This window comes from Geodermatophilus sp. SYSU D00965, assembly GCF_054050075.1.
In genome coordinates this window covers 213857-238366 of the sequence record NZ_JBJGYQ010000003.1, presented here as the reverse complement: position 1 = coordinate 238366, position 24510 = coordinate 213857, and the positions used below count along the sequence as shown (strand labels likewise).

The 24510-nt window shown below is 75.0% G+C and carries 21 protein-coding genes; 14 read left to right on the top strand and 7 right to left on the bottom strand.

The window, feature by feature from the left end; all coding sequences use genetic code 11:
* Positions 1 to 21 precede the first annotated feature (21 nt).
* The gene (locus tag ACI789_RS04195) at positions 22 to 1011 is read right to left on the bottom strand and encodes a pirin family protein (RefSeq protein ID WP_457006869.1); all 990 of its coding nucleotides are present in this window, start codon (positions 1009 to 1011) and stop codon (positions 22 to 24) included.
* Positions 1012 to 1308: 297 nt separating this feature from the next.
* On the opposite strand from ACI789_RS04195, the gene ACI789_RS04190 reads away from it, so the two are divergent.
* From ACI789_RS04190 to ACI789_RS04170, 5 genes are all read left to right on the top strand, one after another.
* A complete protein-coding gene (locus ACI789_RS04190; protein ID WP_457006868.1) occupies positions 1309 to 2331 on the top strand; it encodes a methylenetetrahydrofolate reductase C-terminal domain-containing protein in 1023 nt (340 codons plus the stop codon).
* The gene (locus ACI789_RS04185; protein ID WP_457006867.1) at positions 2328 to 3092 is read left to right on the top strand and encodes a class I SAM-dependent methyltransferase; all 765 of its coding nucleotides are present in this window, start codon (positions 2328 to 2330) and stop codon (positions 3090 to 3092) included. The genes ACI789_RS04190 and ACI789_RS04185 overlap by 4 nt, the downstream gene beginning before the upstream one ends.
* 69 nt (positions 3093 to 3161) lie before the next feature.
* A complete protein-coding gene (locus ACI789_RS04180; protein WP_457006866.1) occupies positions 3162 to 4787 on the top strand; it encodes a circularly permuted type 2 ATP-grasp protein in 1626 nt (541 codons plus the stop codon).
* Complete coding sequence (locus ACI789_RS04175) at positions 4781 to 5731, top strand: alpha-E domain-containing protein (protein ID WP_457006865.1); 951 nt, start codon at positions 4781 to 4783, stop codon at positions 5729 to 5731. Before ACI789_RS04180 ends, ACI789_RS04175 begins: the two co-directional genes overlap by 7 nt.
* A complete protein-coding gene (locus ACI789_RS04170; RefSeq protein WP_457006864.1) occupies positions 5728 to 6678 on the top strand; it encodes a transglutaminase family protein in 951 nt (316 codons plus the stop codon). The genes ACI789_RS04175 and ACI789_RS04170 overlap by 4 nt, the downstream gene beginning before the upstream one ends.
* On the opposite strand, the gene ACI789_RS04165 is transcribed toward ACI789_RS04170, so the two are convergent.
* Positions 6662 to 7456: a hypothetical protein gene (locus tag ACI789_RS04165; RefSeq protein ID WP_457006863.1), complete on the bottom strand. Its 795-nt coding sequence runs from the start codon at positions 7454 to 7456 to the stop codon at positions 6662 to 6664. The two genes, ACI789_RS04170 and ACI789_RS04165, sit on opposite strands and share 17 nt — an antisense overlap.
* Before the next feature lie 196 nt (positions 7457 to 7652).
* On the opposite strand from ACI789_RS04165, the gene ACI789_RS04160 reads away from it, so the two are divergent.
* Entirely contained in the window at positions 7653 to 9470 is a 1818-nt protein-coding gene (locus ACI789_RS04160; protein ID WP_457006862.1) for an ABC-F family ATP-binding cassette domain-containing protein, read from the top strand.
* Positions 9471 to 9689: 219 nt separating this feature from the next.
* Here ACI789_RS04160 and ACI789_RS04155 read toward each other — a convergent pair whose 3' ends face one another.
* Positions 9690 to 10388, bottom strand: coding sequence for a hypothetical protein (locus tag ACI789_RS04155; protein ID WP_457006861.1), 699 nt, complete (start codon positions 10386 to 10388; stop codon positions 9690 to 9692).
* Positions 10389 to 10573: 185 nt separating this feature from the next.
* On the opposite strand from ACI789_RS04155, the gene ACI789_RS04150 reads away from it, so the two are divergent.
* From ACI789_RS04150 to mnhG, 8 genes are all read left to right on the top strand, one after another.
* Entirely contained in the window at positions 10574 to 11764 is a 1191-nt protein-coding gene (locus tag ACI789_RS04150; RefSeq protein WP_457006860.1) for a sensor histidine kinase, read from the top strand.
* Positions 11761 to 12420 (top strand): response regulator, encoded by a 660-nt coding sequence (locus tag ACI789_RS04145; protein ID WP_457006859.1) that lies wholly within the window; start codon positions 11761 to 11763, stop codon positions 12418 to 12420. The genes ACI789_RS04150 and ACI789_RS04145 overlap by 4 nt, the downstream gene beginning before the upstream one ends.
* Before the next feature lie 245 nt (positions 12421 to 12665).
* Positions 12666 to 15542: a Na+/H+ antiporter subunit A gene (locus tag ACI789_RS04140; RefSeq protein WP_457006858.1), complete on the top strand. Its 2877-nt coding sequence runs from the start codon at positions 12666 to 12668 to the stop codon at positions 15540 to 15542.
* Positions 15539 to 16027 (top strand): Na(+)/H(+) antiporter subunit C, encoded by a 489-nt coding sequence (locus ACI789_RS04135; protein WP_457006857.1) that lies wholly within the window; start codon positions 15539 to 15541, stop codon positions 16025 to 16027. Before ACI789_RS04140 ends, ACI789_RS04135 begins: the two co-directional genes overlap by 4 nt.
* Positions 16024 to 17763 (top strand): Na+/H+ antiporter subunit D, encoded by a 1740-nt coding sequence (locus tag ACI789_RS04130; protein WP_457006856.1) that lies wholly within the window; start codon positions 16024 to 16026, stop codon positions 17761 to 17763. Before ACI789_RS04135 ends, ACI789_RS04130 begins: the two co-directional genes overlap by 4 nt.
* A complete protein-coding gene (locus tag ACI789_RS04125) occupies positions 17760 to 18344 on the top strand; it encodes a Na+/H+ antiporter subunit E (RefSeq protein ID WP_457006855.1) in 585 nt (194 codons plus the stop codon). Before ACI789_RS04130 ends, ACI789_RS04125 begins: the two co-directional genes overlap by 4 nt.
* Positions 18341 to 18667 carry a monovalent cation/H+ antiporter complex subunit F gene (locus ACI789_RS04120; protein ID WP_457006854.1) on the top strand — a complete coding sequence of 109 codons (327 nt, stop codon included), beginning with the start codon at positions 18341 to 18343 and terminating at the stop codon, positions 18665 to 18667. Before ACI789_RS04125 ends, ACI789_RS04120 begins: the two co-directional genes overlap by 4 nt.
* Entirely contained in the window at positions 18664 to 19062 is a 399-nt protein-coding gene (gene mnhG / locus ACI789_RS04115; protein ID WP_456920531.1) for a monovalent cation/H(+) antiporter subunit G, read from the top strand. Before ACI789_RS04120 ends, mnhG begins: the two co-directional genes overlap by 4 nt.
* A gap of 4 nt (positions 19063 to 19066) precedes the next feature.
* Here the strand turns inward: mnhG and ACI789_RS04110 are convergent, their stop codons facing one another.
* From ACI789_RS04110 to ACI789_RS04095, 4 genes are all read right to left on the bottom strand, one after another.
* Positions 19067 to 19807: a VOC family protein gene (locus ACI789_RS04110; protein ID WP_457006853.1), complete on the bottom strand. Its 741-nt coding sequence runs from the start codon at positions 19805 to 19807 to the stop codon at positions 19067 to 19069.
* Between the two features lie 102 nt (positions 19808 to 19909).
* Complete coding sequence (leuA, locus tag ACI789_RS04105) at positions 19910 to 21655, bottom strand: 2-isopropylmalate synthase (protein ID WP_457006852.1); 1746 nt, start codon at positions 21653 to 21655, stop codon at positions 19910 to 19912.
* Between the two features lie 174 nt (positions 21656 to 21829).
* Positions 21830 to 22636 carry a helix-turn-helix domain-containing protein gene (locus ACI789_RS04100; protein ID WP_457006851.1) on the bottom strand — a complete coding sequence of 269 codons (807 nt, stop codon included), beginning with the start codon at positions 22634 to 22636 and terminating at the stop codon, positions 21830 to 21832.
* A gap of 235 nt (positions 22637 to 22871) precedes the next feature.
* Positions 22872 to 24464 (bottom strand): phospholipase D family protein, encoded by a 1593-nt coding sequence (locus tag ACI789_RS04095; protein ID WP_457006850.1) that lies wholly within the window; start codon positions 24462 to 24464, stop codon positions 22872 to 22874.
* Positions 24465 to 24510: the final 46 nt, after the last annotated feature.

Genomic DNA, 24510 nt, shown 5'->3' with positions numbered 1-24510 from the left:
CGACGGTCGGTCAGGGCGTCGTCACTGGCCGGTCTCCCCGCGCACTCCCGCGTGCGGGACCCGCTGCGCGGGGATCGTGCCGAGCCGGCCGGCCTGGAAGTCGGTGAAGGCGTCCACGACCTCCTGGCGGGTGTTCATGACGAACGGCCCGTACATGGCGATCGGCTCGCGGATCGGCGCGCCGCCGAGGACCACGACGTCCAGCGCCGGGGTCCGCGACTCCTGGTGCACCGCGCCGTGCACGGTGACGGTGTCGCCGGGGCCGAGGACGGCCAGCTGACCGGTGCGGACCGGAGCCCGGTCGATGCCCACCGAGCCGGCGCCGGAGAGGACGTACACCAGCGCGTTGAAGTCCGGCCGCCAGGGCAGGTCCAGGGTGGCGCCGGGGGAGACGGTGGCGTGCACCATCGCCATGGGCGTGTACGTGGACCCCGGCCCCCGGTGGCCACCGACGTCCCCGGCGATGACCCGCAGGAGGGCACCGGCGTCGGGGCTTGCCAGCAGCACCGACTCGTGGGCCCGCAGGTCCTGGTAACGCGGCTCGACCCACTTCTGCGCGCGGGGCAGGTTCACCCACAGCTGCAGGCCGTGGAACAGCCCGCCGCTGACGACCAGGTGCTCCGGCGGCCGCTCGATGTGCAGCACGCCGCCGCCGGCGGTCATCCACTGGGTGTCGCCGTTGCTGATCGTGCCGCCGCCCCCGTGGGAATCGGCGTGCTCGAAGGTGCCGTCGATGATGTAGGTGACGGTCTCGAAGCCGCGGTGCGGGTGCCAGGAGGTGCCCTTGGGCTCGCCCGGCGCGTACTCGACCTCGCCCATCTGGTCCATGTGGAGGAACGGGTCCAGGTCGCGCAGGTCGACCCCGGCGAAGGCGCGGCGCACCGGGAAGCCCTCGCCCTCGAAGCCCGACGGCGCAGTCGTCACCGAGCGGACCCGCCGGCGCACCGTGCGGGGCGCGGGCACGGGGACGCGGGGCAGGGTGGTGGTGTCCTCGACGGTCACGGCAGGCATGCCGGCCTCCTTGGTTGAGGGCTCAACTAGTGGCGACTGTAGCGCCGGAGGGGGCAGTTGTCTTCCCACCTGCCCCGCGGCCCGCCGTGGCCCTCCGTGGCGTTGATCATGGGCTCGTTGCCCGAGGACACGCCGGCTCCCGGCGTGTCGCCCGGCAACAACCCCATGATCAACGGGAGGGGGCGAGGGCCGAACGGGAGAGGGCGAGGGCCGAACGGGAGGGGCGAGGGCCGAACGGCGGCGAGGTCGGCCGTGGGGCCGGGTTTGGACGGCGACGGCGGCGGTCAGGCTCCGACCGTGGACGACGACGCCCGCCGGCCGGGGTGCCCGAAGCGGATGGTCTTCGGCCCGTGCGGCGGCGTCCGGGACGACGAGCGCTGCGAGGTCGCCGAGCACCGCTGCGTCTTCGTGGCCGAGCCGGCGCCCCCGTGGGACCCCGTGCACCCCGAGCCGGCGCCGCCCCCGCCGGGCAGCCTCCTCGACAGGGCGCGCCGGGGCCCCGTCGTCCTCACCGACCTGTCCGTCCCGCCGTTCGACCCGGTCGCGCTGCGCCGCGTCGTCGGCGTCCTCGCGCCGGTGTCCGACGGCCTGCTCGCCGGCGAGCACGCCAACCGCCCCGACCTGCCGCCCACCCTGCTCGCGGCGGAGGTGCGCGACGCCGGCGGCCGGCCGTGGACGACGCTGGCCTGCCGCGACCGCAACCGCGTGGTGCTCGAGCAGGAACTGGCCGGGCTGGCCGCGGTCGGTGTCGACGCGGTCCTGTGCGTGACCGGCGACGCCCGCGGCCCCGGCGTCCGGCCCGGCGCCACCCAGGTCTTCGACCTCGACGGACCGCGGCTGGCCGCGCTGGCCGCCGCGGCCGGTCTGCCGGTGGCCGTGCCGGAGTCCCCGGCCGCCCCGCCGGTCGCCGACCGCCCCGGACGGGTGGCCGTCAAGCAGCGGGCCGGGGCCCAGGTGTGCGTGCTCAACCACGTCCGCACGCCGGCGGAGGTGGCGGCGTTCGTCACTTCCGCCCGGGCCGCCGGCGCGACCCTGCCGTTCGTCGCCGCGGTCGCCGTCTACACCGACGAGCGCTCGGCGCGGGTGCTGCAGCGGTTCCCCGGCCTGCGCGTCGACGACGCGACGGTCGAGTCCGTCCTCGCCGCCCCCGACCCGCGGGCGGCCGGCATCGCCGCCGCGGTGGCGGAGGCGCGGGCGTTGCTGGCCGTCCCCGGCGTCGTCGGCGTCAACCTCTCCGGCCTGGCCTCGGCGGCCGGGGAGGACGACGGCGCCCGGGTCAAGGCCGAGGTGGCCACCGCGATCAGGGAGAGCGCCGCATGACCGAGCTCGAGAGCGCCGCGATGGAGTCGGAGTTCGGCACCGTCGCCGGCTGGACCGAGGAGGCGGTGCGGGCGCTGGGCCGGGAGCACGCCGTCCCGGCCGGGTGCCGCGGCAGCGGCAGCGAGGGCGCGCTGCGCTGGCTGGCCGACCGGCTCGCGCTCGCCGACGGCAGCCGGGTGCTGGACGACGGCGCCGGGGTCGGCGGGCCCGCGGGCTGGCTGGCCGCCGAGCGCGGGGTGCGCCCGGTCTGCGCCGAGCCGATGTCCGCGGCGGCGCGGGCCGCCTCCCGGCTGTTCGGCCTGCCGTCGGTGGCCGCGGTGGCCCAGGCGCTGCCCTTCCCGGATGCCGCGTTCGACGCCGCCTGGTGCCTGGGGGTGCTGTGCACGACGTCGGACAAGGCCGGCGCGCTGGCCGAGCTGCGCCGGGTGCTGCGCCCCGGCGGGCGGGCGGGGCTGCTGGTCTTCGTCGCCGACCGCCCGCTGCCACCACCGCTGCCGGAGGGCAACGAGTTCCCGAACCCCGGCGAGCTGGCCGACGCACTCGACGCCGCGGGGCTGCGGCTGCTGGAGACCGCGGACGCCGACCTCGGCGACAGTCCGCCGGAGTGGTCCGAGCGGGCCGACGCCGTGGACGCCGAGGTGGCCCGCCGGCACGGGGACGACCCGCGCTGGCGGGAGGCGCAGGAGCAGTCCCGCCGGGTCGGCCGGCTGCTGTCGCAGGGCGCGCTGCGCGCCTGGCTGGGGGTCGTCGAGGCGGTGTAGCGGACGCCACGGTCCGCGGATCACGGCGTCGAAACGCGCGGGACACACGCCCGAACTAGGTTCCCCGTCATGGCGGACCTCTTCGACGGTTACCCCCTCGGGGAGCAGTGGGACGAGATGTTCGGCGAGGTGGGCGCACCGCGGCCGGCCTACACCGGGCTGCACACCTCCCTGCAGCCGATGGCCGGCGAGGAGCTGTCGGCCCGCGCCGACCTGCTCTCCCAGACCTACCGGGACGCCGGGGTCACGTTCGCCCACGCCGGCGAGGAGCAGCCCTTCCCGCTCGACATCGTGCCGCGGGTGATCGGGGCCGAGGAGTGGTCGCTCATCGAGCGGGGCGTGGCCCAGCGGGTGCTGGCGCTGGAGGCCTTCCTCGCCGACGTCTACGGCGCCGGGCAGGTCTTCGCCGACGGCGTCGTGCCGCGCAGCGTCGTCACGACCAGCGCCCACTTCCACCGCCAGGCGCACGGGCTCGAGCCGCCGGGCGGGGTGCGCATCCACGTGGCCGGCATCGACCTGGTCCGCGACGAGGCCGGCGACTTCCGCGTCCTCGAGGACAACCTGCGCTCGCCGTCCGGGGTCAGCTACGTGATCACCAACCGCGCAGCGATGAGCCAGGTGCTGCCCGAGCTGTTCGCCGACCACCGCATCCAGCCGGTCGCCGACTACCCGACCCGCCTGCTGGCCGCCCTCAAGGCCTCCGCGCCGCCCAACGTGTCCGACCCGACGGTCGTCGTCCTCACCCCCGGCGTCTACAACTCCGCCTACTTCGAGCACGCGCTGCTGGCCCGCCAGATGGGCGTGGAGCTGGTGGAGGGCCGCGACCTGGTCTGCGCCGGCAACCAGGTCAGCATGCGGACGACGGACGGCCAGCGCCGCGTCGACGTCATCTACCGCCGCATCGACGACGAGTTCCTCGACCCGGTGCACTTCCGGCCCGACTCGGTGATCGGCTGCGCCGGCCTGCTCAACGCCGCGCGCGCCGGCCGGGTCACCATCGCCAACGCCGTCGGCAACGGCGTGGCCGACGACAAGCTGCTCTACACCTGGGTGCCCGACCTGGTCCGCTACTACCTGGCCGAGGAGCCGCTGCTGGCCAACGCCGAGACGCACCGGCTGGACGAGCCCGACGTCGTCGAGTGGGTGCTGGACTCGCTGGACCAGCTGGTGCTCAAGCCGGTCGACGGCTCGGGCGGCAAGGGGATCGTGATCGGGCCGCGGGCCGACGAGCGGACCCTGGAGGAGCTGGCGGTCAAGGTGCGGGCCCGGCCGCGGGACTGGATCGCGCAGCGGCCGATCGGGCTGTCCACCTGCCCCACGCTGGTCGGCGGGCGGATCGCGCCGCGGCACGTGGACCTGCGGCCGTTCGCGGTCAACGACGGCGACCGGGTGTGGGTGCTGCCCGGCGGGCTGACCCGGGTGGCGCTGCCGGAGGGCGAGCTGGTGGTCAACTCCAGCCAGGGCGGCGGGTCGAAGGACACCTGGGTGCTCAGTCCGCCCCGCCCGGCCACCGAGCCCGAGGAGGAGCCGTCCGCGGACCTCACCCGCATCGAGTTCACCGCCGCCGACCTGGCCGGCGAGTCCGCGGCGCCCGACCCCGGCCCGGCGAGCGAGCTGCTCGTCGACCAGTCCCAGCAACAGCAGCAATCAGGGGCAGAGATGGCCATCTCTGCCCCCGGGGAGGCGTCGTGCTGAGCCGGATCGCTGAGTCGCTGTTCTGGATCGGCCGCTACGTGGAGCGCGCCGACGACACCGCCCGCATCCTCGACGTGCACACCCAGCGGCTGGTCGAGGACCCGTGGATCGACGAGCGCCGCGCCTGCGCCAACCTCCTGTCGCTCATGGGCTCCCCGGTGCCCGAGGAGGAGGCCGACACCGAGCGGGTGCTGGCCACCCTCGCCTTTGAGCGGGGCAGCCCGAGCTCGATCGTCGGCGCGCTGTCGGCGGCCCGCGAGAACGCCCGCGGCGCCCGCGAGGTGCTCTCCGCGGAGATCTGGGAGTCGCTCAACGTCACGCACAACGCGCTGCCCCAGCAGCGGACGATGGCCCGCCGGTACGGCCCGCACTCGCTGTTCCGGTTCGTCCGGGAGCGCTCGGCGATGGTGTTCGGGCTGGCCGACTCCACGATGAGCCGGGACGAGAGCTGGCTGTTCCTCGTCCTGGGCCGGTCGCTGGAGCGGGTGGACATGACCGCGCGGATCATCTCCACCCGGGTGCTGGCCGGGGACGCCGCGCCGTCCTGGACGCTGGTGCTGCGCTCCACCGGCGCCTACGAGCCCTACCTGCGCACCTACCGCGGCGTGGTCGACTCCAGTCGCGCCTCGGAGTTCCTCCTGCTCGACCGGCTGTTCCCGCGGTCGGTGTTCGCCTCGCTGGAGCAGGCCGAGGCCTGCCTGGCCGAGCTGGAGCGATCCCCGCTGCGCGACGCCACCCGCATCGGCGTCGCCGGCGAGGCGCACCGGATCGTCGGCCGGGCGCGGACCATGCTCGAGTTCATGGCCACCCCCGACCTGCTCGCCCAGCTGCCCACCCGGCTGGAGGAGCTGCAGCGCACCTGCTCCCTGGCCAGCGCGGCGATCACCAACCGCTTCTTCACCGAGCAGGCGCCGCAGGTGTGGGTTCCGGAGGGGGTGGCGTGAGCCAGTCGCAGAGCCCGGCCGGGCAGACCCAGTCACTCGGCGGGCAGACCCAGTCGCAGGGCGGGCAGACCCAGGTGCAGCGGTCCGGTCCCCGGCCTCCGGGCGACCGGTGGCGGCTGCAGGTGGTGCACCGCACCCGGTTCCGCTACGCCGGCCCGGTCCGCTCCTCGTACAACGAGGCGCGGCTGACCCCGGAGAACAGCAGCCGGCAGACGACGCTGCGCTCCCGGGTCGAGATCGAGCCGGCCGCCACCGCGTTCGCCTACCGCGACTACTGGGGCGCCACGGTCACCGCCTTCGACCTGCACACCCCGCACACCGAGCTGGTGGTCACCGGGACGTCGATCGTCGAGGCCGGCCCGGAGCCGGAGCAGCACCAGCACGTCGGCTGGGCCGAGCTGCGCGACCGCCAGGTGCTCGACCGCTTCGGCGAGCTGCTCGCCCCCACCGCGCTCACCGCGATGGACGACGACGTCGTCGCCGAGGTCCGTGCGGCGGTGGGCGACGTCCCGCCGCACGAGGCCGGGGCCGCGGTGTGCCGGCTGGTGCGCGACCGGATGGCGTACCTGTCCGGTGCGACCAACGTGAAGACCAACGCCATGCAGGCGTGGGACTCCGGCAAGGGCGTGTGCCAGGACATCTCGCACGTCACCGTCGGGCTGCTGCGCGCCCTCGGGCTCCCGGCGCGGTACGTCTCCGGCTACCTGCACCCCAAGCGGGAGGCCGGGGTGGGGCACACGGTCACCGGCGAGAGCCACGCCTGGGTGGAGTGGTGGGACGGCGGCTGGTGCGCCTTCGACCCGACCAACGCCACCGAGGTGGGCACCCGCCACGTGACCCTGGGCCGGGGCCGCGACTACGGTGACGTCCCGCCGTTCAAGGGCATCTTCTCCGGCCCGGGCAGCGAGGGGCACACCGTCACCGTCGAGGTCACCCGCCTGGCCTGACGCAGCAGGCGGCGACGCCGGTGGGCCGGTCGGGGTCCGCCTCGTCGGGCAGCCGCTCGGTGCGCGGGCCCAGCCGCGGCGCCCAGTGCGCGGGGACGCCGTCCAGCCAGGCCGCGCCGGCGTCGGTCAGCCGGCCGTCGGAGCGCAGCGGCGCCCAGCCGCGCAGCGCCCGCAGCGCCTCGGCGACGGTGACCAGCGCCTGCCCGACGCCGCGCCGGCGGACGTCGGGGGCGACGGTGACGGTGTCGACGACACCGGAGCGGGTCCACCAGCGCACCTCGCCGACCCGGTCGGCCATCCGCAGCCCACGGGCGGCGACCTGGTGCGGCCCCACCAGCGACCCGGGGCGGAACCCGCCGCCGCGGAAGGCCAGCAGCGACACCGCGGGCATCCCGCCGGCGGCGTGGTGGACCTCCGCGAACCACAGCGGCGGGCACCGGCCGGCGAGCGCCTCGCCCAGCTCCACCCGCACCACCGCGCCGTCGCCGACCCGGTAGCGCAGGTCGACCAGCCAGCCGGCCGGGCGCCGTCCCCGTGAGTGCAGGGCGGTGAGGTCCACCGGCGTCCCGTCGGGGAACCGCTCGGAGCGCACCGCGACCAGCGCGTGCTCGACCGAGGCCGGGCCCCGCTCCGCCAACCGGGCCCACCAGACCGAGGCCGGAGCGGCCGCCGCGTCCCGGGACGCCCGGCGGACGGCGACCAGCGTCGCCCGGGCCGCCTGCTGCGCACCGCGGACCGGGTGCGCGGTCCCTCCGGCGAGAACAACCGCCGCGGTCATCGTCTACCTCCTGGGGGTGCTGCGGGATCGAGGGGCCCGACTCTCGGCCGGGCTGCTTGCGAGCCCCTTGCGGGGGACTTGCGCCGCCCGGAGCTGGGCGCAGCGAGCCTCCGGCCGGCGGCGTCCCGGGAGCCAGGGGCCGCTGTCCCGGGGCGGTCGGGAACCTCGCCCGGAGCGGGCGGATACTGGGGCTCCCATGAGCGCACCCGTCAACCTGGTCAACCTCGAGCGGGTGCAGAAGGCCCACGGCACGACCGTCCTGCTCGACGACGTCTCCCTCGGCATCGCCGCCGGCGAGCGGATCGGCGTGGTGGGGCGCAACGGCAGCGGCAAGTCCACGCTGCTCGGCGTCCTCACCGGCCGGGAGGAGCCCGACGCCGGCCGGGTCACCCGCCGCGCCGACCTCGCCCTCGGCGTGCTCGACCAGTCCGGCACCCTGCCGCCGGGCGCCACCGTGCGCGACGTCGTCCTGCCGGCGGACCTGTTCGCCGCCGAGCACGAGTGGGCCGCCGACCCGGCCGTGCGCAGCGTGCTCACCGGGCTGGAGCTCGACCGGCTGGGCCTGGACTCGCCGGTCGCCCCGATGTCCGGCGGCGAGCGCCGGCGGGTGGCGCTGGCCGCCCAGCTGATCCGGCCCCTGGACCTGCTGGTGCTCGACGAGCCGACCAACCACCTCGACGTCGAAGGCGTGGCCTGGCTGGCCGAGTACGTGAAGAGCCGGGTCGGTGCGCTGGTCGTCGTCACCCACGACCGGTGGTTCCTCGACGAGGTCTGCACCCAGACCTGGGAGGTCGCCGACGGGAAGGTGCACGCCTACGACGGCGGCTACGCGGCGTACACGCTGGCCCGGGCCGAGCGGGCGCGGATCGCGGCGGTCACCGAGGAGCGCCGGCAGAACCTGGTGCGCAAGGAGCTGGCCTGGCTGCGCCGCGGCGCGCCGGCGCGCACCAGCAAGCCGCGGTTCCGCATCGAGGCGGCCGAGGCGCTGATCGAGGACGTCCCGCCGCCGCGCGAGTCGATGGCGCTCAAGGGGTTCGCCACGCGCCGGCTCGGCAGGACCGTCTACGACGTGGAGGACGTCGACTACGCGGTGCCGACCGACGACGGTCCGCGCACCCTGTTCGACCACCTGACCTGGCACGTCGGCCCGGGCGACCGGATCGGCGTGGTCGGCGTCAACGGCGCGGGCAAGACCTCGCTGCTGCGGCTGCTGGTCGGCGAGACCGAGCCCGACCGCGGCCGGGTGGTGCGCGGCCAGACGGTCGCCCCGGCCTACCTGTCCCAGCACGTCACCGAGCTCGACGGCCGGCTGCGGGTGCTGGAGGCGGTGCAGGAGGTCGCCCGGATCGCCCGCATCGGGAACCAGGAGATCTCCGCGTCCTCGCTGGCCGAGCGCTTCGGGTTCCCGGCGTCCCGGCAGTGGACGCCGGTGGGTGACCTCTCCGGCGGCGAGCGGCGGCGGCTGCAGCTGCTGCGGCTGCTCATGGGCGAGCCGAACGTGCTGCTGCTCGACGAGCCCACCAACGACCTCGACATCGACACGCTCACCGCGCTCGAGGACCTGCTCGACGGCTTCGCCGGCACCGTGCTGGTGGTCAGCCACGACCGGTACTTCGTCGACCGGGTGTGCGACTCGGTGGTGGCCCTCATGGGCGACGGCTCCCTGGCCGCGCTGCCCGGCGGGGTCGAGGAGTACCTGGCCCGCCGGGCGGCGGGGGAGGCGCAGCTGCCCGCCGCGGGCGCCCGGACGGCGCCGATCGCGCCCGTGGCCGCCGACGCCGCGCCGACCCGCTCGGCCGGTGAGGTGCGGGCGGCGCGCAAGGAGGCCGCCCGCCTGGAGCGGCGGCTGGAGAAGCTGACCGCCGAGGAGGAGCGGCTGCACGGCGAGCTCGCCGCCGCCGCGACCGACCACGCGCGGGTCCTGGAGCTCGACGAGCGGCTGCGGGCGGTGCTGGCCGAGAAGGAGCAGGTGGAGCTCGACTGGCTGGAGGCCGCCGAGGTCGCCGAGGGCTGACCGCCGGCCGGGCATGTCCCTCTCCCCGCACAGTCGTGCTCTGCCCACCCCGCTGGGCAGAGCACGAAGGAATCCTCGTGCTCTGCCCACGGAGGTGGGCAGAGCACAACCTCCCGGGAGGGAGGTGTCCGGCCGGGGCGCGGGACGCCGAGGACCTCGTGCTCTGCGCACCGACGGCAGGCAGAGCACGAGGTCCTCCGGGAGTGCAGGTGCCGGGGGTCAGGCGGCGGACTGCTCGGCGCGGCGGCGGGCGATCATCCGCAGGCCGACGACGACCACCGGGACGGCGCCGACGAGCGCGAACGCCCCGTGGGCCAGCGGCGAGAAGGGCACCGCGGCCGAAGCGGCGAGGCTGGCGACCGCCGGCGCGAGCAGCCACCAGCCGGTCACGCCGGCGCGGGCCAGGCCGACGTAGACGACCAGCGGCCCGAGCAGGCCGAACAGGGTGACCGTGCCGACCACCGCCATGCCCGCCGAGCTCGACACGTGGGTGAACACCCCGAGCGCCGTGTCGGCATCGAGCAGCCGGCCGACGCCGCCGGTCCAGAAGTCGGACAGCACCAGGCCGGCGACGGTGACCAGGCCGAGCGCCGACAGCAGCGCGCCGACGACGGTGGCGATCCGGCCGCGGACGCCGCGGACCAGGGCGGGTGCGGCCAGCCACGCCAGGGCCATCACCAGGTTGCCGTAGTGGAGCAGCATCGCCGAGAGGGCGGTCCGGCCCTCGTCGCGGGCCAGCGCGGCGATGTAGTCGGCGTCGGCCATGGAGTCCTGCGGCGGTGAGGTCACCATGCCGGCGGTGTAGAGCAGCGAGCCGACGACCAGCGCGCCGCCGGCGATGGGCAGCAGCAGCGAGCCGGCGCTGCGGGTCTCGGCGGGGGTCGTGGGGGCGGGGGTGGTGCGGACGTCGGTGGTCATCGTTCCTCGTCAGGTCGGTGCACCGCCTCGGTGCGGTGTCGGCGAGAAAGCTAGGAACCCGGCCCTGACCTGCGCGTCCGCCGTGGCGCGCCGACCTGCCTCCGTCGGAAGGCGGACCCCGGCACACCCGCGTTCGGCCGCGCGGGGGATCCCCGCGGCACCCGACGGCCCCTAGCGTGCAGCGCATGCCCCGTTGGTCGGTCCACCCGCGCGCCCGCCGTCTGTTCTGGCCGGCCGTGGGCGCCCTGCTGGGGGCGCTGTCGGTGTTCGAGTGGTTCGTCGAGGGCTTCGACCGCAACCAGTTCGCGCTGGCTGCACCGGGCATCCTGGTCGGCGCGCTGCTCGCCGTCTGTCCCCGGTGGCCGGCGGTCGCCCCGGTCCTGGGTGCCCTCACCGTCCTGCTGAACCTCCTGGGCGGCGCACCCGGGCCGGGCGGCTCCCAGCTGGTCGGCATGGGGCTGCTGGTCGGCCACGCGGTGGCCGTCCTCCCGTCGCGCCGGGCCGTCGCGGCGGCGGGGTCGGCCGTCGTCCTGGCGACCGGGCTCGGGTCGGTGTTCGCGCCCAACCCGTGGGAGTCGGTCTTCTACCTGCTCGTGCTGGGGGCGGCGGCGTCCGTCGGCGCGCTGGTGGCCCAGTCCCGGCGGCGCGCGCACGAGCTGCAGGTGCTCGCCGCCCGGCTGGCCGAGCAGCAGGAGACGGTCGCCGCGGCGGCCACCACCGCCGAGCGCGCCCGCATCGCCCGCGAGGTGCACGACTCGGTCGCCCACGCGGTGAGCGTGATGGTGCTCCAGATGGGCGGGCTGCGCCGGCTGCTGCCCGACCACCCCGAGGCGCAGGAGGTGCTGCGTGGCCTGGAGAAGCTGGGCCGCGACTCGGTCGACGAGATGCGCCGCGTCGTCGGCATCCTTCGCGAGGGGGCCGGTGGGGAGGGTGCTGCCGGGCCGGCGCCGCTGCCCTCGCTGTCCCGGCTCGACGCGGTCCTCGACGAGCTGCGGACCGGCGGCATGCCGATCGAGCTGACGGTCACCGGCGACCCGGTGGAGCTGCCGCAGCTGGTCGACGTCTCGGCGGTGCGCGTGGTGCAGGAGGCGCTGTCCAACGTCGTCCGGCACGCGGGGGCCGCGGCCACCCGGGTGACCGTCGACCACGCGGCCGACCGGGTCACGGTGATCGTCACCGACGACGGGCGGGCCCGGGTGGCGACGCCCCCGCCGGTGCCCGGCACCGGCGGGCACGGCCAGCTGCACATGCGCGAGCGGGTCTCCGTCGTCGGCGGCCGGCTGGAGGTGGGCCCGGTCCGCGGTGGTGGCTACCGGGTGCGCGCGTCCTTCCCGCTCCCGGCCGAGCGTCCGGCGCCCGCGGAGGTGCCCGCGTGACCATCCGGGTGGTGCTGGTCGACGACCAGGCGATGGTGCGCACCGGGCTGCGCATGGTGCTCGCCGCCGAGCCGGACATCGAGGTGGTCGGCGAGGCGGCCGACGGCGCGGCCGGGGTGCAGGTGGTCACCGACACCCGGCCGGACGTCGTCCTGCTCGACGTGCGGATGCCCGGGATGGACGGGCTGGAGGCCGGGCGGCGCATCGTCGCCGCGGACCTGCCGACGCGGGTCGTCGTCCTCACGACGTTCGACGAGGACGAGTACGTCGCCGCCGCGCTGCGCGCCGGGGTCAGCGGCTTCCTGCTCAAGGTGGCCCCGCCGGAGGACCTGGTGGCCGCCGTCCGGACCGTGGCGGCCGGGCACGGGCTGCTCGACCCGGCCGTGACGCTGCGGGTGATCGAGTCCTTCGCTGCGGCACCGGCGCCCGACCCCGCGCGGGCAGGGGCGCTGGCGCAGCTGACCGAGCGGGAGACCGACGTCCTCGCCCTGGTCGCGGCCGGGTTGTCCAACGCCGAGATCGCCGCGCGGCTCTACCTGGGCGAGGCCACGGTCAAGACGCACGTGAGCCGGGTACTGCTCAAGCTGGGCCTGCGGGACAGGGTGCAGGCCGTCGCGTTCGCCTACGAGAGCGGCCTGGTCACGCCTGGCGGGTAAGGGAAGGACCCCGCTGTCTCCCACCGCTCGCACGCTCGCGGCGGGCCCCTGCAGCGGGGCCGGGCCGAAACGCCCTGACGGGTAGTAGAAGGACCCCGCTGCCTCCCACCGCTCGCACGCTCGCGGCGGGCCCCTGCAGCGGGGCCGGGCCGAAACGCCCTGACGGGTAGACTTCTGGTCACCGCCGGCCGTCGTCGACCGACGTCACTGGTGTCCCCGAGCCGCCCATCGACTCCCGGAGACACATGCTCGTTCTGCTGCTCCTCCACCTGCTGGCTGCGCTGCTGGCGCCCGTCCTCGTGCGGTGGTGGGGGCGGCAGGCCTTCCTCGTCCTCGCGCTGGTGCCCGCCGCCGCGTTCGGCTGGACGCTGCTGCAGCTGCGCGCCGTCCTCGCCGGTGACGAGGTCCGCGAGACCGTGCCGTGGATCCCGGCCCTCGACCTCGACGTCGCGCTGCGGCTGGATGCCCTCGCGCTGGCCTTCGCCGCGCTGGTCACCGGCGTCGGCGCCCTGGTCCTGCTCTACTGCGCCCGCTACTTCGGGCCGGACGACGAGGGCACCGGCCGGTTCGCCGGGTGCCTCACCGCCTTCGCCGGGTCGATGCTGGGCCTGGTCCTCGCCGACGACCTGCTCCTGCTCTACGTCTTCTGGGAGCTCACCACCGTCTTCTCGTTCCTGCTGATCGGCGGGTCGGGACGACGGCTGGCCGCGCGACGGGCGGCGTCGCAGGCGCTGGTCCTCACCACCGCCGGCGGCCTCGCGATGCTCGTCGGCCTGATCATGGTCGGCCAGGCCAGCGGCTCGTTCCTGCTCTCGGAGGTCGTCGCGAACCCCGGCACCGGCCCGGCGATGGTCGCCGGCACGGTCCTGCTGCTGGCCGGCGCGGTGACCAAGTCGGCGATGGTGCCGTTCCACTTCTGGCTGCCCGCGGCCATGGAGGCCCCCACACCGGTCAGCGCCTACCTGCACGCCGCCGCGATGGTGAAGGCCGGCATCTACCTCGTCGCGCGGCTGGCACCGGGCTTCGCCGACGTCCCGGGGTGGCGGCCGCTCGTGCTCGGCCTAGGTGTGGCCACGATGCTCGTCGGCGGCTACCGGGCGCTGCGACAGAACGACCTCAAGCTCCTGCTCGCCTTCGGCACGGTCAGCCAGCTGGGCTTCCTCATGACGCTCGTCGGCGGCGGCAGCTACGAGCTCGCCGCCGCCGGGTTGGTCATGACCATGGCGCACGCGCTGTTCAAGTCCACCCTGTTCCTCACCGTCGGCGTCATCGACCACGCCACCGGGACCCGAGACCTGCGCGAGCTGTCCGGGCTGGGCCGGCGGTTGCCGGTGCTGGCCGTGACCGGCGGGCTGGCCGGCGCGTCGATGGCCGGGCTGCCGCCGCTGCTCGGGTTCGTCGGCAAGGAGGCGGCGTTCACCGCGCTGTGGGACGTCGGCCTGCCGAACCGGACCGCCGCGGTCGTCGTCCTCACGGGGCTGGTCCTCGGCTCGGTGCTCACCGTGGCCTACACGGCCCGCTTCCTGTGGGGCGCGTTCGCCCGCAAGCCCGGCGTCGACGACACCGAGCCGGCGCACCCGCCCGGCCCGCTGTTCCTCGCCGCGCCGGCGGTCCTCGCGCTGACCGGGCTGGTCGCCGGGCCGGCCAGCCCGCTGCTCGAGCCCCTGGTCGCGGGGTACGCCGAGACGCTGCCGCTGCTCGGCCCCGAGGCGGAGCACCTCGCGCTGTGGCACGGCTGGCAGCCGGCCCTCGGGCTGTCCGCGCTGACCCTCGCCGGCGGCCTGGCGCTGTTCGCCGTCCGCGCCCGGGTGTCCCGGCTGCAGCGGCGGGTGGCCGTGGGGGCGTCGGCCGACGAGGGCTACTGGAACGTCATCCAGGGCCTGGACCGGCTGTCGGTGCTGGTCACCGGCACCACCCAGCGCGGCTCGCTGCCCGCTTACCTCGGCACGATCCTGGTCGCGGTGCTCGCCGTGCCCGGCACGCTGCTGCTCACCCGGGCGCCGTGGCCGGGGGAGTGGCGCGCCTGGGACACCCCGGTGCAGGCGCTGGTCGGCGTCGTCGTCATCACCGCCGCGGTGCTGGCGCTGCGCATCCGACAGCGGCTGTCGGCGGTGCTGGTCGTCGGGGTCACCGGCTACGGCGTCGGCGTCCTCTTCGCGCTGCAGGGCGCCCCCGACCTGGCGCTCACCCAGTTCCTCGTCGAGACGCTCACCCTCGTCGTCTTCGTCCTCGTGCTGCGCAAGCTGCCCAAGGACATCAGCGAGCGCCACCGGCCGCGGGAGCGCGCCGTCCGCGGGCTGGTCGCGGTGGCCGTCGGCGCGTTCATGGCCGTGGTCGGCGGCGTCGCCCTGGCCGTGCGCACCGCGACCCCGGTCTCGGCGGACTACCCGGAGCAGGCCTACGACTTCGGCGGCGGCAAGAACGTCGTCAACGTGACGCTGGTCGACATCCGCGCCTGGGACACCCTCGGTGAGATCTCGCTGCTGGTCGTCGCCGCCACCGGCGTGGCCAGCCTGGTGTTCCTGCGCGGCCGCACCGGTGGGGTGGAGCGGATCGACCGCAGCGCGCTGACGCGGCGCCGTCCGACCGGTGGCCGGGCGCCCCGCAACCGCTGGCTGGCCGCCACGGCCACCCTCGACCCGGCCCGCCGCTCGGTGGTGCTGGAGGTCGTGACCCGGATCCTGTTCCACACGATCACGGTCTTCTCGGTCTACCTGCTCTTCTCCGGCCACAACGAGCCCGGCGGGGGGTTCGCCGGGGGGCTGGTCGCCGGGCTGGCCCTCGTCCTGCGCTACCTGGCCGGCGGACGCTACGAACTGGGCGAGGCCGCGCCGGTGGCCCCCGGTCTGCTGCTGGGCACCGGCCTGCTGCTCGCCGCGGGCACCGGCGCCGCGGGGCTGCTGCTCGGCGCCGACGTGCTGCAGACGGCGATCCTCGAGACCGACCTGCCGGTGCTGGGCCACGTGAAGCTCGTGACCTCGCTGTTCTTCGACACCGGCGTCTACCTGATCGTCGTCGGGCTGGTCCTCGACGTGCTGCGCAGCCTGGGCGCGGAGCTGGACCGCCAGGAGGACGAGGACGACCCGATCGAGCTCGGCCCCGGAGAGGTGGTGGTCCGATGACCCCGACGATCGTGCTGCCGGTGATCATCGGTGGCCTCTACGCCGCGGGCGTGTACCTGCTGCTCGACCGCAGCCTCACCCGCGTCCTGCTGGGCTTCCTGCTGCTCGGCAACGCCACCAACCTGCTGCTGCTGTCCACGGGCGGTCCCGCGGGGCTGGCGCCGATCCTGGGCTACTCCGAGCCGCAGGACATGAACGACCCGCTGCCGCAGGCGCTCATCCTCACCGCCATCGTGATCACCTTCGGCGTCTCGGCGTTCGTGCTCGCGATGATCCACCGGTCCTGGCGGCTGGTGCACCAGGAGGTCGTGGGGACCGACGAGGAGGACCGCCGGGTCGCCGCGCGGTCGGGCACCGACGCCGACGAGCTCGACCCCGACGACCTCGCCCCGGACGACCGCATCGCTGGGCACGCGGACAGCCTGCACGACGAGCGCCGGGGCACCCCGGCCGACGACGTCGACCTGCCGGCGGGGGCGCGATGACCGGCGTCCTCGCGCCGCTGCCGGTCCTGCTCCCGCTGCTCGGGGCCGCCACCACCCTGCTCGTGTCCGGGCACCCGCGGTTCCAGCGGCTGGTCAGCCTCGCCGTCCTCACCGCGGTGCTCGCGGTCTCGGTGACCCTGCTGGTCGTGGCCGACGCCGAGGGGGCCACCTCGGTCGCCGTCGGGGGCTGGCCGGTGCCACTGGGCATCGTGCTCGTGGTGGACCGGCTCTCGGCGCTGATGCTGGTCGTGGCGTCCACCGTCACCCTCGGCGTGCTCGTCTTCGCCGTCGGCCAGGGCGCCGCCGACGGATCGGAGGAGACGCCGCTGTCGATCTTCCACCCGACGTTCCTGGTGCTCGTGGCGGGCGTGAGCAACGCCTTCCTCGCCGGCGACCTGTTCAACCTCTACGTCGGCTTCGAGATCCTGCTCATGGCCTCGTACGTGCTGCTGACCCTCGGCGGCACCGCGCCGCGGATCCGCGGCGGCATCACCTACGTCATCGTCAGCCTGACCAGCTCGCTGGTCTTCCTGGCCGCCATCGGGCTGGTCTACGCCGCGACCGGCACGGTGAACATGGCCGACCTCGCGCTGCGCCTCGGTGAGCTGCCGGAGGGCACCCAGGTGCTGCTCCAGTCGATGCTGCTCATCGCCTTCTGCATCAAGGCCGCGGTGTTCCCCCTGTCGGCCTGGCTGCCCGACAGCTACCCGACCGCGCCGGCGCCGGTCACCGCGGTCTTCGCCGGGCTGCTCACCAAGGTCGGCGTCTACGCGATCATCCGCACGCAGACCCTGCTGTTCCCCGGCGGCGCGCTCGACGACCTGCTCATGTGGGCCGCCCTGGCCACCATGCTCATCGGCATCCTCGGCGCGGTCGCGCAGACCGACCTGCGGCGGCTGCTGTCGTTCACCCTGGTCAGCCACATCGGCTACATGGTGTTCGGCATCGCCCTGGGGACGGCGGCCGGGCTGGCCGGCGCGATCTTCTACGTGGCCCACCACATCGCCATCCAGACGACGCTGTTCCTCGTCGCCGGGCTGGTTGAGCGGCAGGGCGGGACGACGTCGGTGAACCGGCTCGGCGGCCTGGCCCGGCGCTCGCCCCTGCTGGCCGTCCTGTTCTTCGTGCCGGCGATGAACCTGGCCGGCATCCCGCCGCTGTCGGGCTTCATCGGCAAGCTCGGCCTGCTCCAGGCCGGCGTCGCCGAGGGCGGGGGGCTCGCGCTGACCCTGGTCGCCGGCGGGGTCGTCACCAGCCTGCTGACGCTGCTCGCCATCGCCCGCGTGTGGACCCGCGCGTTCTGGCGGTCCCCCACGCAGGCACCGGCCGACGACACCGCGGCCGCGGCCGCCGCGGCCGCCGGGCCCGACGGCGGCGCGCCGGCCGCCGACGGCGGGCCGGGCCGCGCCGCCTCGGACGGAGGCCGGTCGGACGGGAGCCCGGACGGCCCGCCGCGCACGGCGCTGCAGGACGCGTGGGCGCGGCACACCGCGGTGGCGACGGCGGCCGAGCCCGACCTGCCGCCGCCGGCGGCGGGGGTCCGGGCACTGCGGCCGCTCCCGGTGACGATGGTGGCGGCGACCGCGGCCCTGGTCGCGGTCACCGTGGCCCTCACCGGCCTGGCCGGGCCGCTGTACGGCGTGGCCGAGCGGGCGTCGGTCGACCTGCTGGACCGCACGCCTTACATCTCGGCGGTCTTCGGCCCGGCGTCGGCCGACGACGGGGGGCAGCCGTGACGGTCGAGCCCGCGGTCACCCGGCTGCGGCACCAGGTCCCGCTGCTGGCCTGGCTCGTGCTGGTCTGGATCCTGCTGTGGGGCACCTGGTCGTGGGCCAACGTGGTCTCGGGCGTCGTCGTGGCGCTGGTGGTCACCGTGTTCCTGCCGCTGCCGCACGTGGTCGGCGGCGTGCGGCTGCGGCCGCTGCCGCTGCTGGCCTTCCTGGGCGGTTTCACCACCGACCTGGTGGTGTCCGCCGCGCAGGTCGCCTGGCTGACCCTGCGGCCCGGCGGCGCGGAGCGGTCGGCCATCGTGCAGGTCCAGCTGCGCACCGACTCCGACCTGCTGCTGGCGATGGTGGCGGAGTCGCTGTCCCTCGTGCCCGGGTCGATCGTCCTGGACCTCGACCGGGAGCAGAAGCTGATCACCCTGCACCTGCTGGGCGTGCGCGACCTCGACGCGGTGGCGCGGGAGAAGGAGCGGGTGCTGGCCACCGAGGACCGGATGGTCAGGGCGTTCGGCTCGGCCGCCGACGTCGCCGCGCTGGACGCCGACCCCCACCAGCCCGAGCGCCGGCCGGCCGGGAGGCGGACGCCGTGATCGTCGACTACCTCCTCTACGGCCTGATCGGTGCCGGCGCGGCGCTGACCCTGGTGCGGCTGGCCCGCGGCCCCTCGCTGCTCGACCGGGTGGTCGCCACCGACACCCTGCTGGTGATCATCTCGGCGGGGCTGGCGGTCTACGCCGCGCTGGAGCGCAACGCCAGCGTCGTCCCGGTGCTGGTGGTGGTGTCGCTGCTGGCGTTCGTCGGCACGGTGTCGATCGCCCGCTACGTCGGCGGGATGCTCGTCCGGGCCCGCACCGACGACGCCCGCGACCTCGGCCTGCCCGTCGCGGCCGAGGAACGGGAGGGGCAGTCATGAGCGGCCTGGCCGACGTCGTGGCGATGGCCTGCCTGCTGACGGGGGCGTTCCTCTGCCTGACCGCGGGCCTGGGCCTGCTGCGCTTCCCCGACGTGCTCTCCCGGATGCACGCCGGCACCAAGCCCCAGGTGCTCGGCGTGCTGCTCGTCATGGTGGGTGCCGCCATCCGGCTCTCGGGCTGGTCGGCGACCTGGATGCTGCTGCTGGTGGCCGCGTTCCAGCTGATCACCGCGCCGGTCAGCGCGCACATGATCAGCCGGGTGGCCTACCGGCGCCGGCACGTCCGCCGCGACCTGCTGCTGGTGGACGAGCTCGGCGCCGGCGGTCACCAGGACCGGCTGTACCGCGGGGACGAACCCGGCGACGCACCGCCCGAGTCGGTCCCGGGCGGCTGACCGGCTAGCCCAGCTGGCCGAGCCAGAACGGCAGGCCCTGGTCGTCCCGGCAGTACGCGGACAGGCCGAAGGGCTGCCGCTCGATCTCCCCGGCCTGCCCGCCGGCGGTGCGCACCGCGGCGACGGCGACCTCGATGTCGTCGACCGCGTACATCGGCACGGCCCCGAGGTCGTGGGTCGCGCCGCCGGCGACGCCGACCGTCGGGGTCACCGACTGGTCCTCCCAGCCGTCCTCGACCCGCCCGGGGCTCATGGACCAGTCCAGCACGGCCTCGTAGAAGTCCCGGGCACGGGCGCCGTCCGGCACCCGCAGGGTGAGGTACACGGTGTCCCCGCAGTGCACCGGGGGCCGGGAGGCGGCCGGTGCCCCGGCGGGGGTCTGCAGCATCCACCGGTGGCCGAACGGGTCGACGACGACGCCGGTGCGGCCGTACGGGGCGTCGGCCGGTTCCCGCTCGACCGTGGCGCCGGCCGCGGCAGCGCGCGCCACGGCGGCGTCGGCGTCCCCGACGGCCAGGTGGAGGCTGACGCTGACCCGGCCCTGCTCCGGCCCGATGAGGCCCAGTTCGGGGTGCTCGTCGGCGAGGTAGACCGTGCACCCGCCGACGTCGAGCTCGGCGTGGCCGATGCGGTCGTCGTCGGTGACGTGGGGATCCCCGACGAGGCGGGCACCGAGCGCCTCGGCGTACCAGTTCACCGCCGCGCGGGCGTCCCGTACGACGAGGTAGGGCGTGAGCTGCGACATCGGACCGGCCTCCCGTGGCTGGGCTGGCAGGTGGCACCTGCTGGCCCCTCCGCAGGGTCCCACCCCGAGCGCGCGAGGGGTGGGGGCGGAGGGGTCCTTCTGCTACCGCTGAGCCCGGTTCACTGCAGAGACGACCGCGCGCAGCGACGCGGTGACGATGTTCGGGTCGATGCCGACGCCCCACAACACCCGCTCGCCCACCGCGCACTCGACGTAGGCGGCGGCCTGCGCGTCACCGCCGGCGCTCATGGCGTGCTCGGCGTAGTCCAGCACCCGGACGTCGACGTCCAGGCTGCGCAGCGCGTCGACGAACGCCGCGATCGGCCCGTTGCCGCGGCCCTCGACCGTGACCGGGACGCCGTTGTCGACCAGTTCGACCGACATCTCGTCCAGGGAGGCGCCGTGCGCCCGGTGGGTGTGGCCGGCCAGCGAGAAGCGGCCCCACGGGGCGTCCGGGTCGGGCAGGTACTCGTTGGAGAACGCCGACCACATCTGCGCGGCGGTGACCTCGCCGCCCTCGTCGTCGGTGTGCCGCTGGACGACCGAGCTGAACTCGATCTGCAGCCGGCGCGGCAGGTCCAGGTGGTTCTCGGTCTTCATGATGTAGGCGACGCCGCCCTTGCCGGACTGGCTGTTCACCCGGATCACGGCCTCGTAGCTGCGGCCGACGTCCTTGGGGTCGATCGGCAGGTACGGCACGGCCCAGGGCATGTCCTCGACCGGCTTCTCGGCCGCCCGGGCGTCGGCCTCCAGGGCCTTGAACCCCTTGTTGATGGCGTCCTGGTGGGACCCGGAGAAGGCGGTGTAGACCAGGTCGCCGCCGTAGGGGTGCCGCTCGTGCACGCCGATCTGGTTGCAGTACTCGACGGTGCGGCGGATCTCGTCGATGTCGGAGAAGTCGATCTGCGGGTCGATGCCCTGGCTGAACAAGTTCAGCCCCAGGGTGACCAGGTCGACGTTGCCGGTCCGCTCCCCGTTGCCGAACAGGCAGCCCTCGATGCGGTCGGCGCCGGCCCGGTAGCCCAGCTCGGCGGCGGCGACGGCGGTGCCCCGGTCGTTGTGCGGGTGCAGGCTGAGGACGACGGCGTCGCGGCGGCCCAGGTTGCGGTGCATCCACTCGATCTGGTCGGCGTAGACCGTCGGCTCGGCCATCTCGACCGTGGCCGGCAGGTTGATGATCGTCGGCCGGTCGGGGGTGGGCTCCCACACGTCGGTGACCGCGTTGCAGACCTCGACGGCGAAGTCCAGCTCGGTGCCGGTGAAGGACTCCGGCGAGTACTCGAAGAACACCTCCGTGCCCGACAGCTGCTCGGCCAGCTTGCGGACCAGCTGGGCGCCGTGGACGGCGATGTCGACGATCCCGGCCCGGTCGGAGTTGAACACCACCCGGCGCTGCAGGGTGGAGGTGGAGTTGTACAGGTGCACGATCGCCTGCTTGGCGCCGCGCAGGGACTCGTAGGTGCGCTCGATCAGCTCGTCGCGGGCCTGGGTCAGCACCTGGATGGTGACGTCGTCGGGTACCAGGTCGTCCTCGATGAGCTGACGGACGAAGTCGAAGTCGGTCTGGCTGGCCGCCGGGAAGCCGACCTCGATCTCCTTGTAGCCCATCCGGACCAGCAGCTCGAACATCCGCCGCTTGCGGTCGGGGGTCATCGGGTCGATCAGCGCCTGGTTTCCGTCCCGCAGGTCGACGGCGCACCAGCGGGGCGCCGTCGTGGTGACGGTGTCCGGCCAGGTGCGGTCGGGCAGCACGATCGGGGTGAAGGGCGCGTAGCGGTGGATCGGCATCCCGGACGGCTGCTGGGCGTGCCGGACGTGCGGGTGGTTCTCGCTCATGTTCCTGCTCACAGGGGTTCGCTCCTCTGGCGCGGGCTGGACTCAGCTCCGGTGGGGCGGTCAGCAGGCGCCGGGGACGCTTCCGGTCACGGCAGGTCTCCGCGGCGAGGGGGCCGACCTAGGAGAGGGCCTCGCCGCGGCGGGTAAGCAGGAGGCTGCCGCGCACACCCCCACGGTAGCAGCGCGTCAGGCGAGGTCGCAGCCACACGGGCAGTCGGGCGCGTGCACGGGGCTGCCGGTGCCGTCGTCGAGCTCGTCGCACCGGGGTGGGCAGGTGCAGTCGAAGCGCACGTCGATGCGGCTCAGCTCGCCGGCCTCGAACCGCCGTCGCCGCTCGGCCTCCCGCGCCTGCCACCGCGCCAGGCGGCCTGCCTCGGCGCGGGCCGACGGCGCGTCGCCGGCCCGGGGGAGCTGGTGGTCGTCGGGCGTGCCGGTGTGGCGCCGGACGGCGTCGCGCCGGCGCCGGTCGCGGTCGAACGTGTACCAGACCCGCTCGCGGCTGTACCGGTGCTCGTCGTGCCACCAGCCCTCGTCGGAGTAGCGGGTGTCGAGGTGGGCCGGGTACAGCCGGCCGCTCTTGTCCCGGACGGCGCCGGGGTCCATGCCCGGCACCTCGCGGCCGTGCTCGTCGACCAGCGCCAAGCGGAGTCCGGCGAGCGCGGCGGCGCGCACCAACAACTCCGTTGGCAAGCCGCGACGGCCGGCCTCGGCGTGGGAGATCACGGAGGCGGACACCCCGCACGCGGCGGCCAGTTCACGCTGCGAGAGGTCTGCCTGCCTGCGGATGCGCCGCAGCGTCCCCGGGAGGTCGAGCTCGGACACATCGTCACCGTGGCGCTTCAGCGACCGCGCTGGGGTGCTCGACGGGCTGCATGTGGATGGCCGTCGAGGTTGTGGACGGGCCTCGAACCCCCTGCGGTGGTGTTGGTTCCGGGAAGGTCGTGCTGTGCGTGCCTCGGGTACGCAGAGCACGACCTTCCCGGAGGCCCCCATCGGAAGCACCGCTTCGTGCGCTGCGTGCGACGAGGACGCAGAGCACGAGCCTCACGGGGGTTCACCTGGGAGGCGCGGCTTCGTGCTCTGCCTGCGACAGGCACGCAGAGCACGACCTTCCTGGAACCAGGTGGTCGGCGCGGGCCCGGCGTCGGCTCCGCGGGGTGCGTGGAGGGCGGCATCCCTCCGCGACGGGGGCGGCAGTCGAGGGCGGCCTGGCCTAGAAGTGCTTGGCCTAGAAGCGCTTCGCCAGGCGCATCCGCCAGGGGCGGCCGTCGGGGTCGTCTACGACGCGGTAGACGGGGGTGGTCAGCAGCCGGGCCGGCAGCGACAGCCGCTCGGTGTGGTGCTGCCGCAGCCGTCCCGGGGGCCGAGGGCCGCGCCGGCCGTCCTCGTACCAGGCGTCCAGCGCCGCCGCGGAGGACTCCAGCGCCGCCACGAACGCGTCGGGGTCGAGCAGGTCGCCGTCCTCGCTGCCGTCGACCGCGCGGTCCAGGTGCTCGCGGGCCAGTTCCAGGCGCAGGTCGCGGGCGAAGGTCCGGGCGCCGTCCCCCGTGCCGGCCGGGTCGCGCGGCTCGCGGGGGTCCCGCGTGGTGTCGAGGACGGCCGAGGAGAGCTCGCTGTCGTGGGTCCACGAGCGGCGGTTGAAGTTGTCGCTGCCGACGCTGGCCCACACGTCGTCGACGACGCAGACCTTCGCGTGCACGTAGACCGGCGTGCCCTGGTGGTTCTCCACGTCGAACACGTGCACCCGGTTGCGGCCGGCCCTCCGGCACATCTCCAGCGCCTGCCAGCGGCCGACGTACTGCGACCGCTGGGCCACCGCGCCGTCCTGGTCGGGCACCCGCGGCACGATGACCACCAGGTGCAGTCGCGGGTTCTCGGCCAGCGCCCGGGCGAACAGGCGGGCGATGTCGGCCGACCACATGTACTGGTCCTCGAGGTAGACCAGCCGCCGCGCCCGCTTGATGGCCTTCGAGTAGCCCCGCGCCACCGAGCGCTCGCCGACGGGCGCGAAGTCGTAGGGGGGCCGGATCGCCGGGTAGGTGCGCAGGTTCTGCACCAGCATCGGCCCGCACGGCGGAGGTGGCGGCAGCTGCGGCGGCAGCGGGTCGCCCTTCAGCCGGGCGTGGTGCAGCTTGTCGCGCACCCAGGCGATCGGGTGGTCGACGTCGGGGTTGGTGGGGTCGTCCCAGCGCTCGCGGAACACCGTGTCGAGCACGCCGACCGCCGGCCCGCGCAGCATGAGCTGGACGTCGTGCCACGGCGGGTTCGGCCCGTACGCGTCGGACATCGCCAGCGGCTGCGGGTCGCCGGCGTGCGCGGCGTCGTCCCGGCGCGAGTGGCACAGGTCGATCCCGCCGACGAACGCGACGTCCTGGGTCGGGTCCTGGTCGTGCCGCAGGACGACGAACTTCTGGTGGTGGCTGCCGCCGCGGCGCACCCGTTGGTCGAGGATCACCTCGCCGCCGCCGTGCTCGATCTCCGCGTCGAGCGCCCGGTTCTCCTCCTTGCTGAACGACATCCGGTCCATGTGCGAGCGCCACACCAGGCCGCGCACGGTCACCCCGCGGCGCACCGCGTCGGTGAACAGCTGGGCGACGGTCGGGCCGCCGGGGCGCAGCTGCTCGTCGGGGTCGCCCCGCCAGTCGGTGAAGAACAGGTGGTCGCCCTCGTCGAGGGCCTCCACGCACTCGACGAGCCGGTCGAAGTACGTGGCGCCGTGCACCAGCGGCACCGCGAGGTTGCCCTCGGTGTAGGCGGGCAGGCGCGTGGCCGGGTTGCCGCGCTCCTCGGCGGTCAGCAGCCAGCGCTCCGGATCGTCCACCTGGTGATCACATCGTCCCGCTCAAGGGGACGCAACCACGGACCGC

Bases quoted from the DNA above. Each gene is read 5' to 3' on its own strand.
- ACI789_RS04195 (WP_457006869.1), bottom strand. From the start codon at position 1,011: ATGCCTGCCGTGACCGTCGAGGACACCACCACCCTGCCCCGCGTCCCC.
- ACI789_RS04185 (WP_457006867.1), top strand. From the start codon at position 2,328: ATGACCGAGCTCGAGAGCGCCGCGATGGAGTCGGAGTTCGGCACCGTC.
- ACI789_RS04180 (WP_457006866.1), top strand. From the start codon at position 3,162: ATGGCGGACCTCTTCGACGGTTACCCCCTCGGGGAGCAGTGGGACGAG.
- ACI789_RS04165 (WP_457006863.1), bottom strand. From the start codon at position 7,456: ATGACCGCGGCGGTTGTTCTCGCCGGAGGGACCGCGCACCCGGTCCGC.
- ACI789_RS04160 (WP_457006862.1), top strand. From the start codon at position 7,653: ATGAGCGCACCCGTCAACCTGGTCAACCTCGAGCGGGTGCAGAAGGCC.
- ACI789_RS04155 (WP_457006861.1), bottom strand. From the start codon at position 10,388: ATGACCACCGACGTCCGCACCACCCCCGCCCCCACGACCCCCGCCGAG.
- ACI789_RS04150 (WP_457006860.1), top strand. From the start codon at position 10,574: ATGCCCCGTTGGTCGGTCCACCCGCGCGCCCGCCGTCTGTTCTGGCCG.
- ACI789_RS04140 (WP_457006858.1), top strand. From the start codon at position 12,666: ATGCTCGTTCTGCTGCTCCTCCACCTGCTGGCTGCGCTGCTGGCGCCC.
- ACI789_RS04135 (WP_457006857.1), top strand. From the start codon at position 15,539: ATGACCCCGACGATCGTGCTGCCGGTGATCATCGGTGGCCTCTACGCC.
- ACI789_RS04130 (WP_457006856.1), top strand. From the start codon at position 16,024: ATGACCGGCGTCCTCGCGCCGCTGCCGGTCCTGCTCCCGCTGCTCGGG.
- mnhG (WP_456920531.1), top strand. From the start codon at position 18,664: ATGAGCGGCCTGGCCGACGTCGTGGCGATGGCCTGCCTGCTGACGGGG.
- ACI789_RS04110 (WP_457006853.1), bottom strand. From the start codon at position 19,807: ATGTCGCAGCTCACGCCCTACCTCGTCGTACGGGACGCCCGCGCGGCG.
- ACI789_RS04100 (WP_457006851.1), bottom strand. From the start codon at position 22,636: ATGGGGGCCTCCGGGAAGGTCGTGCTCTGCGTACCCGAGGCACGCACA.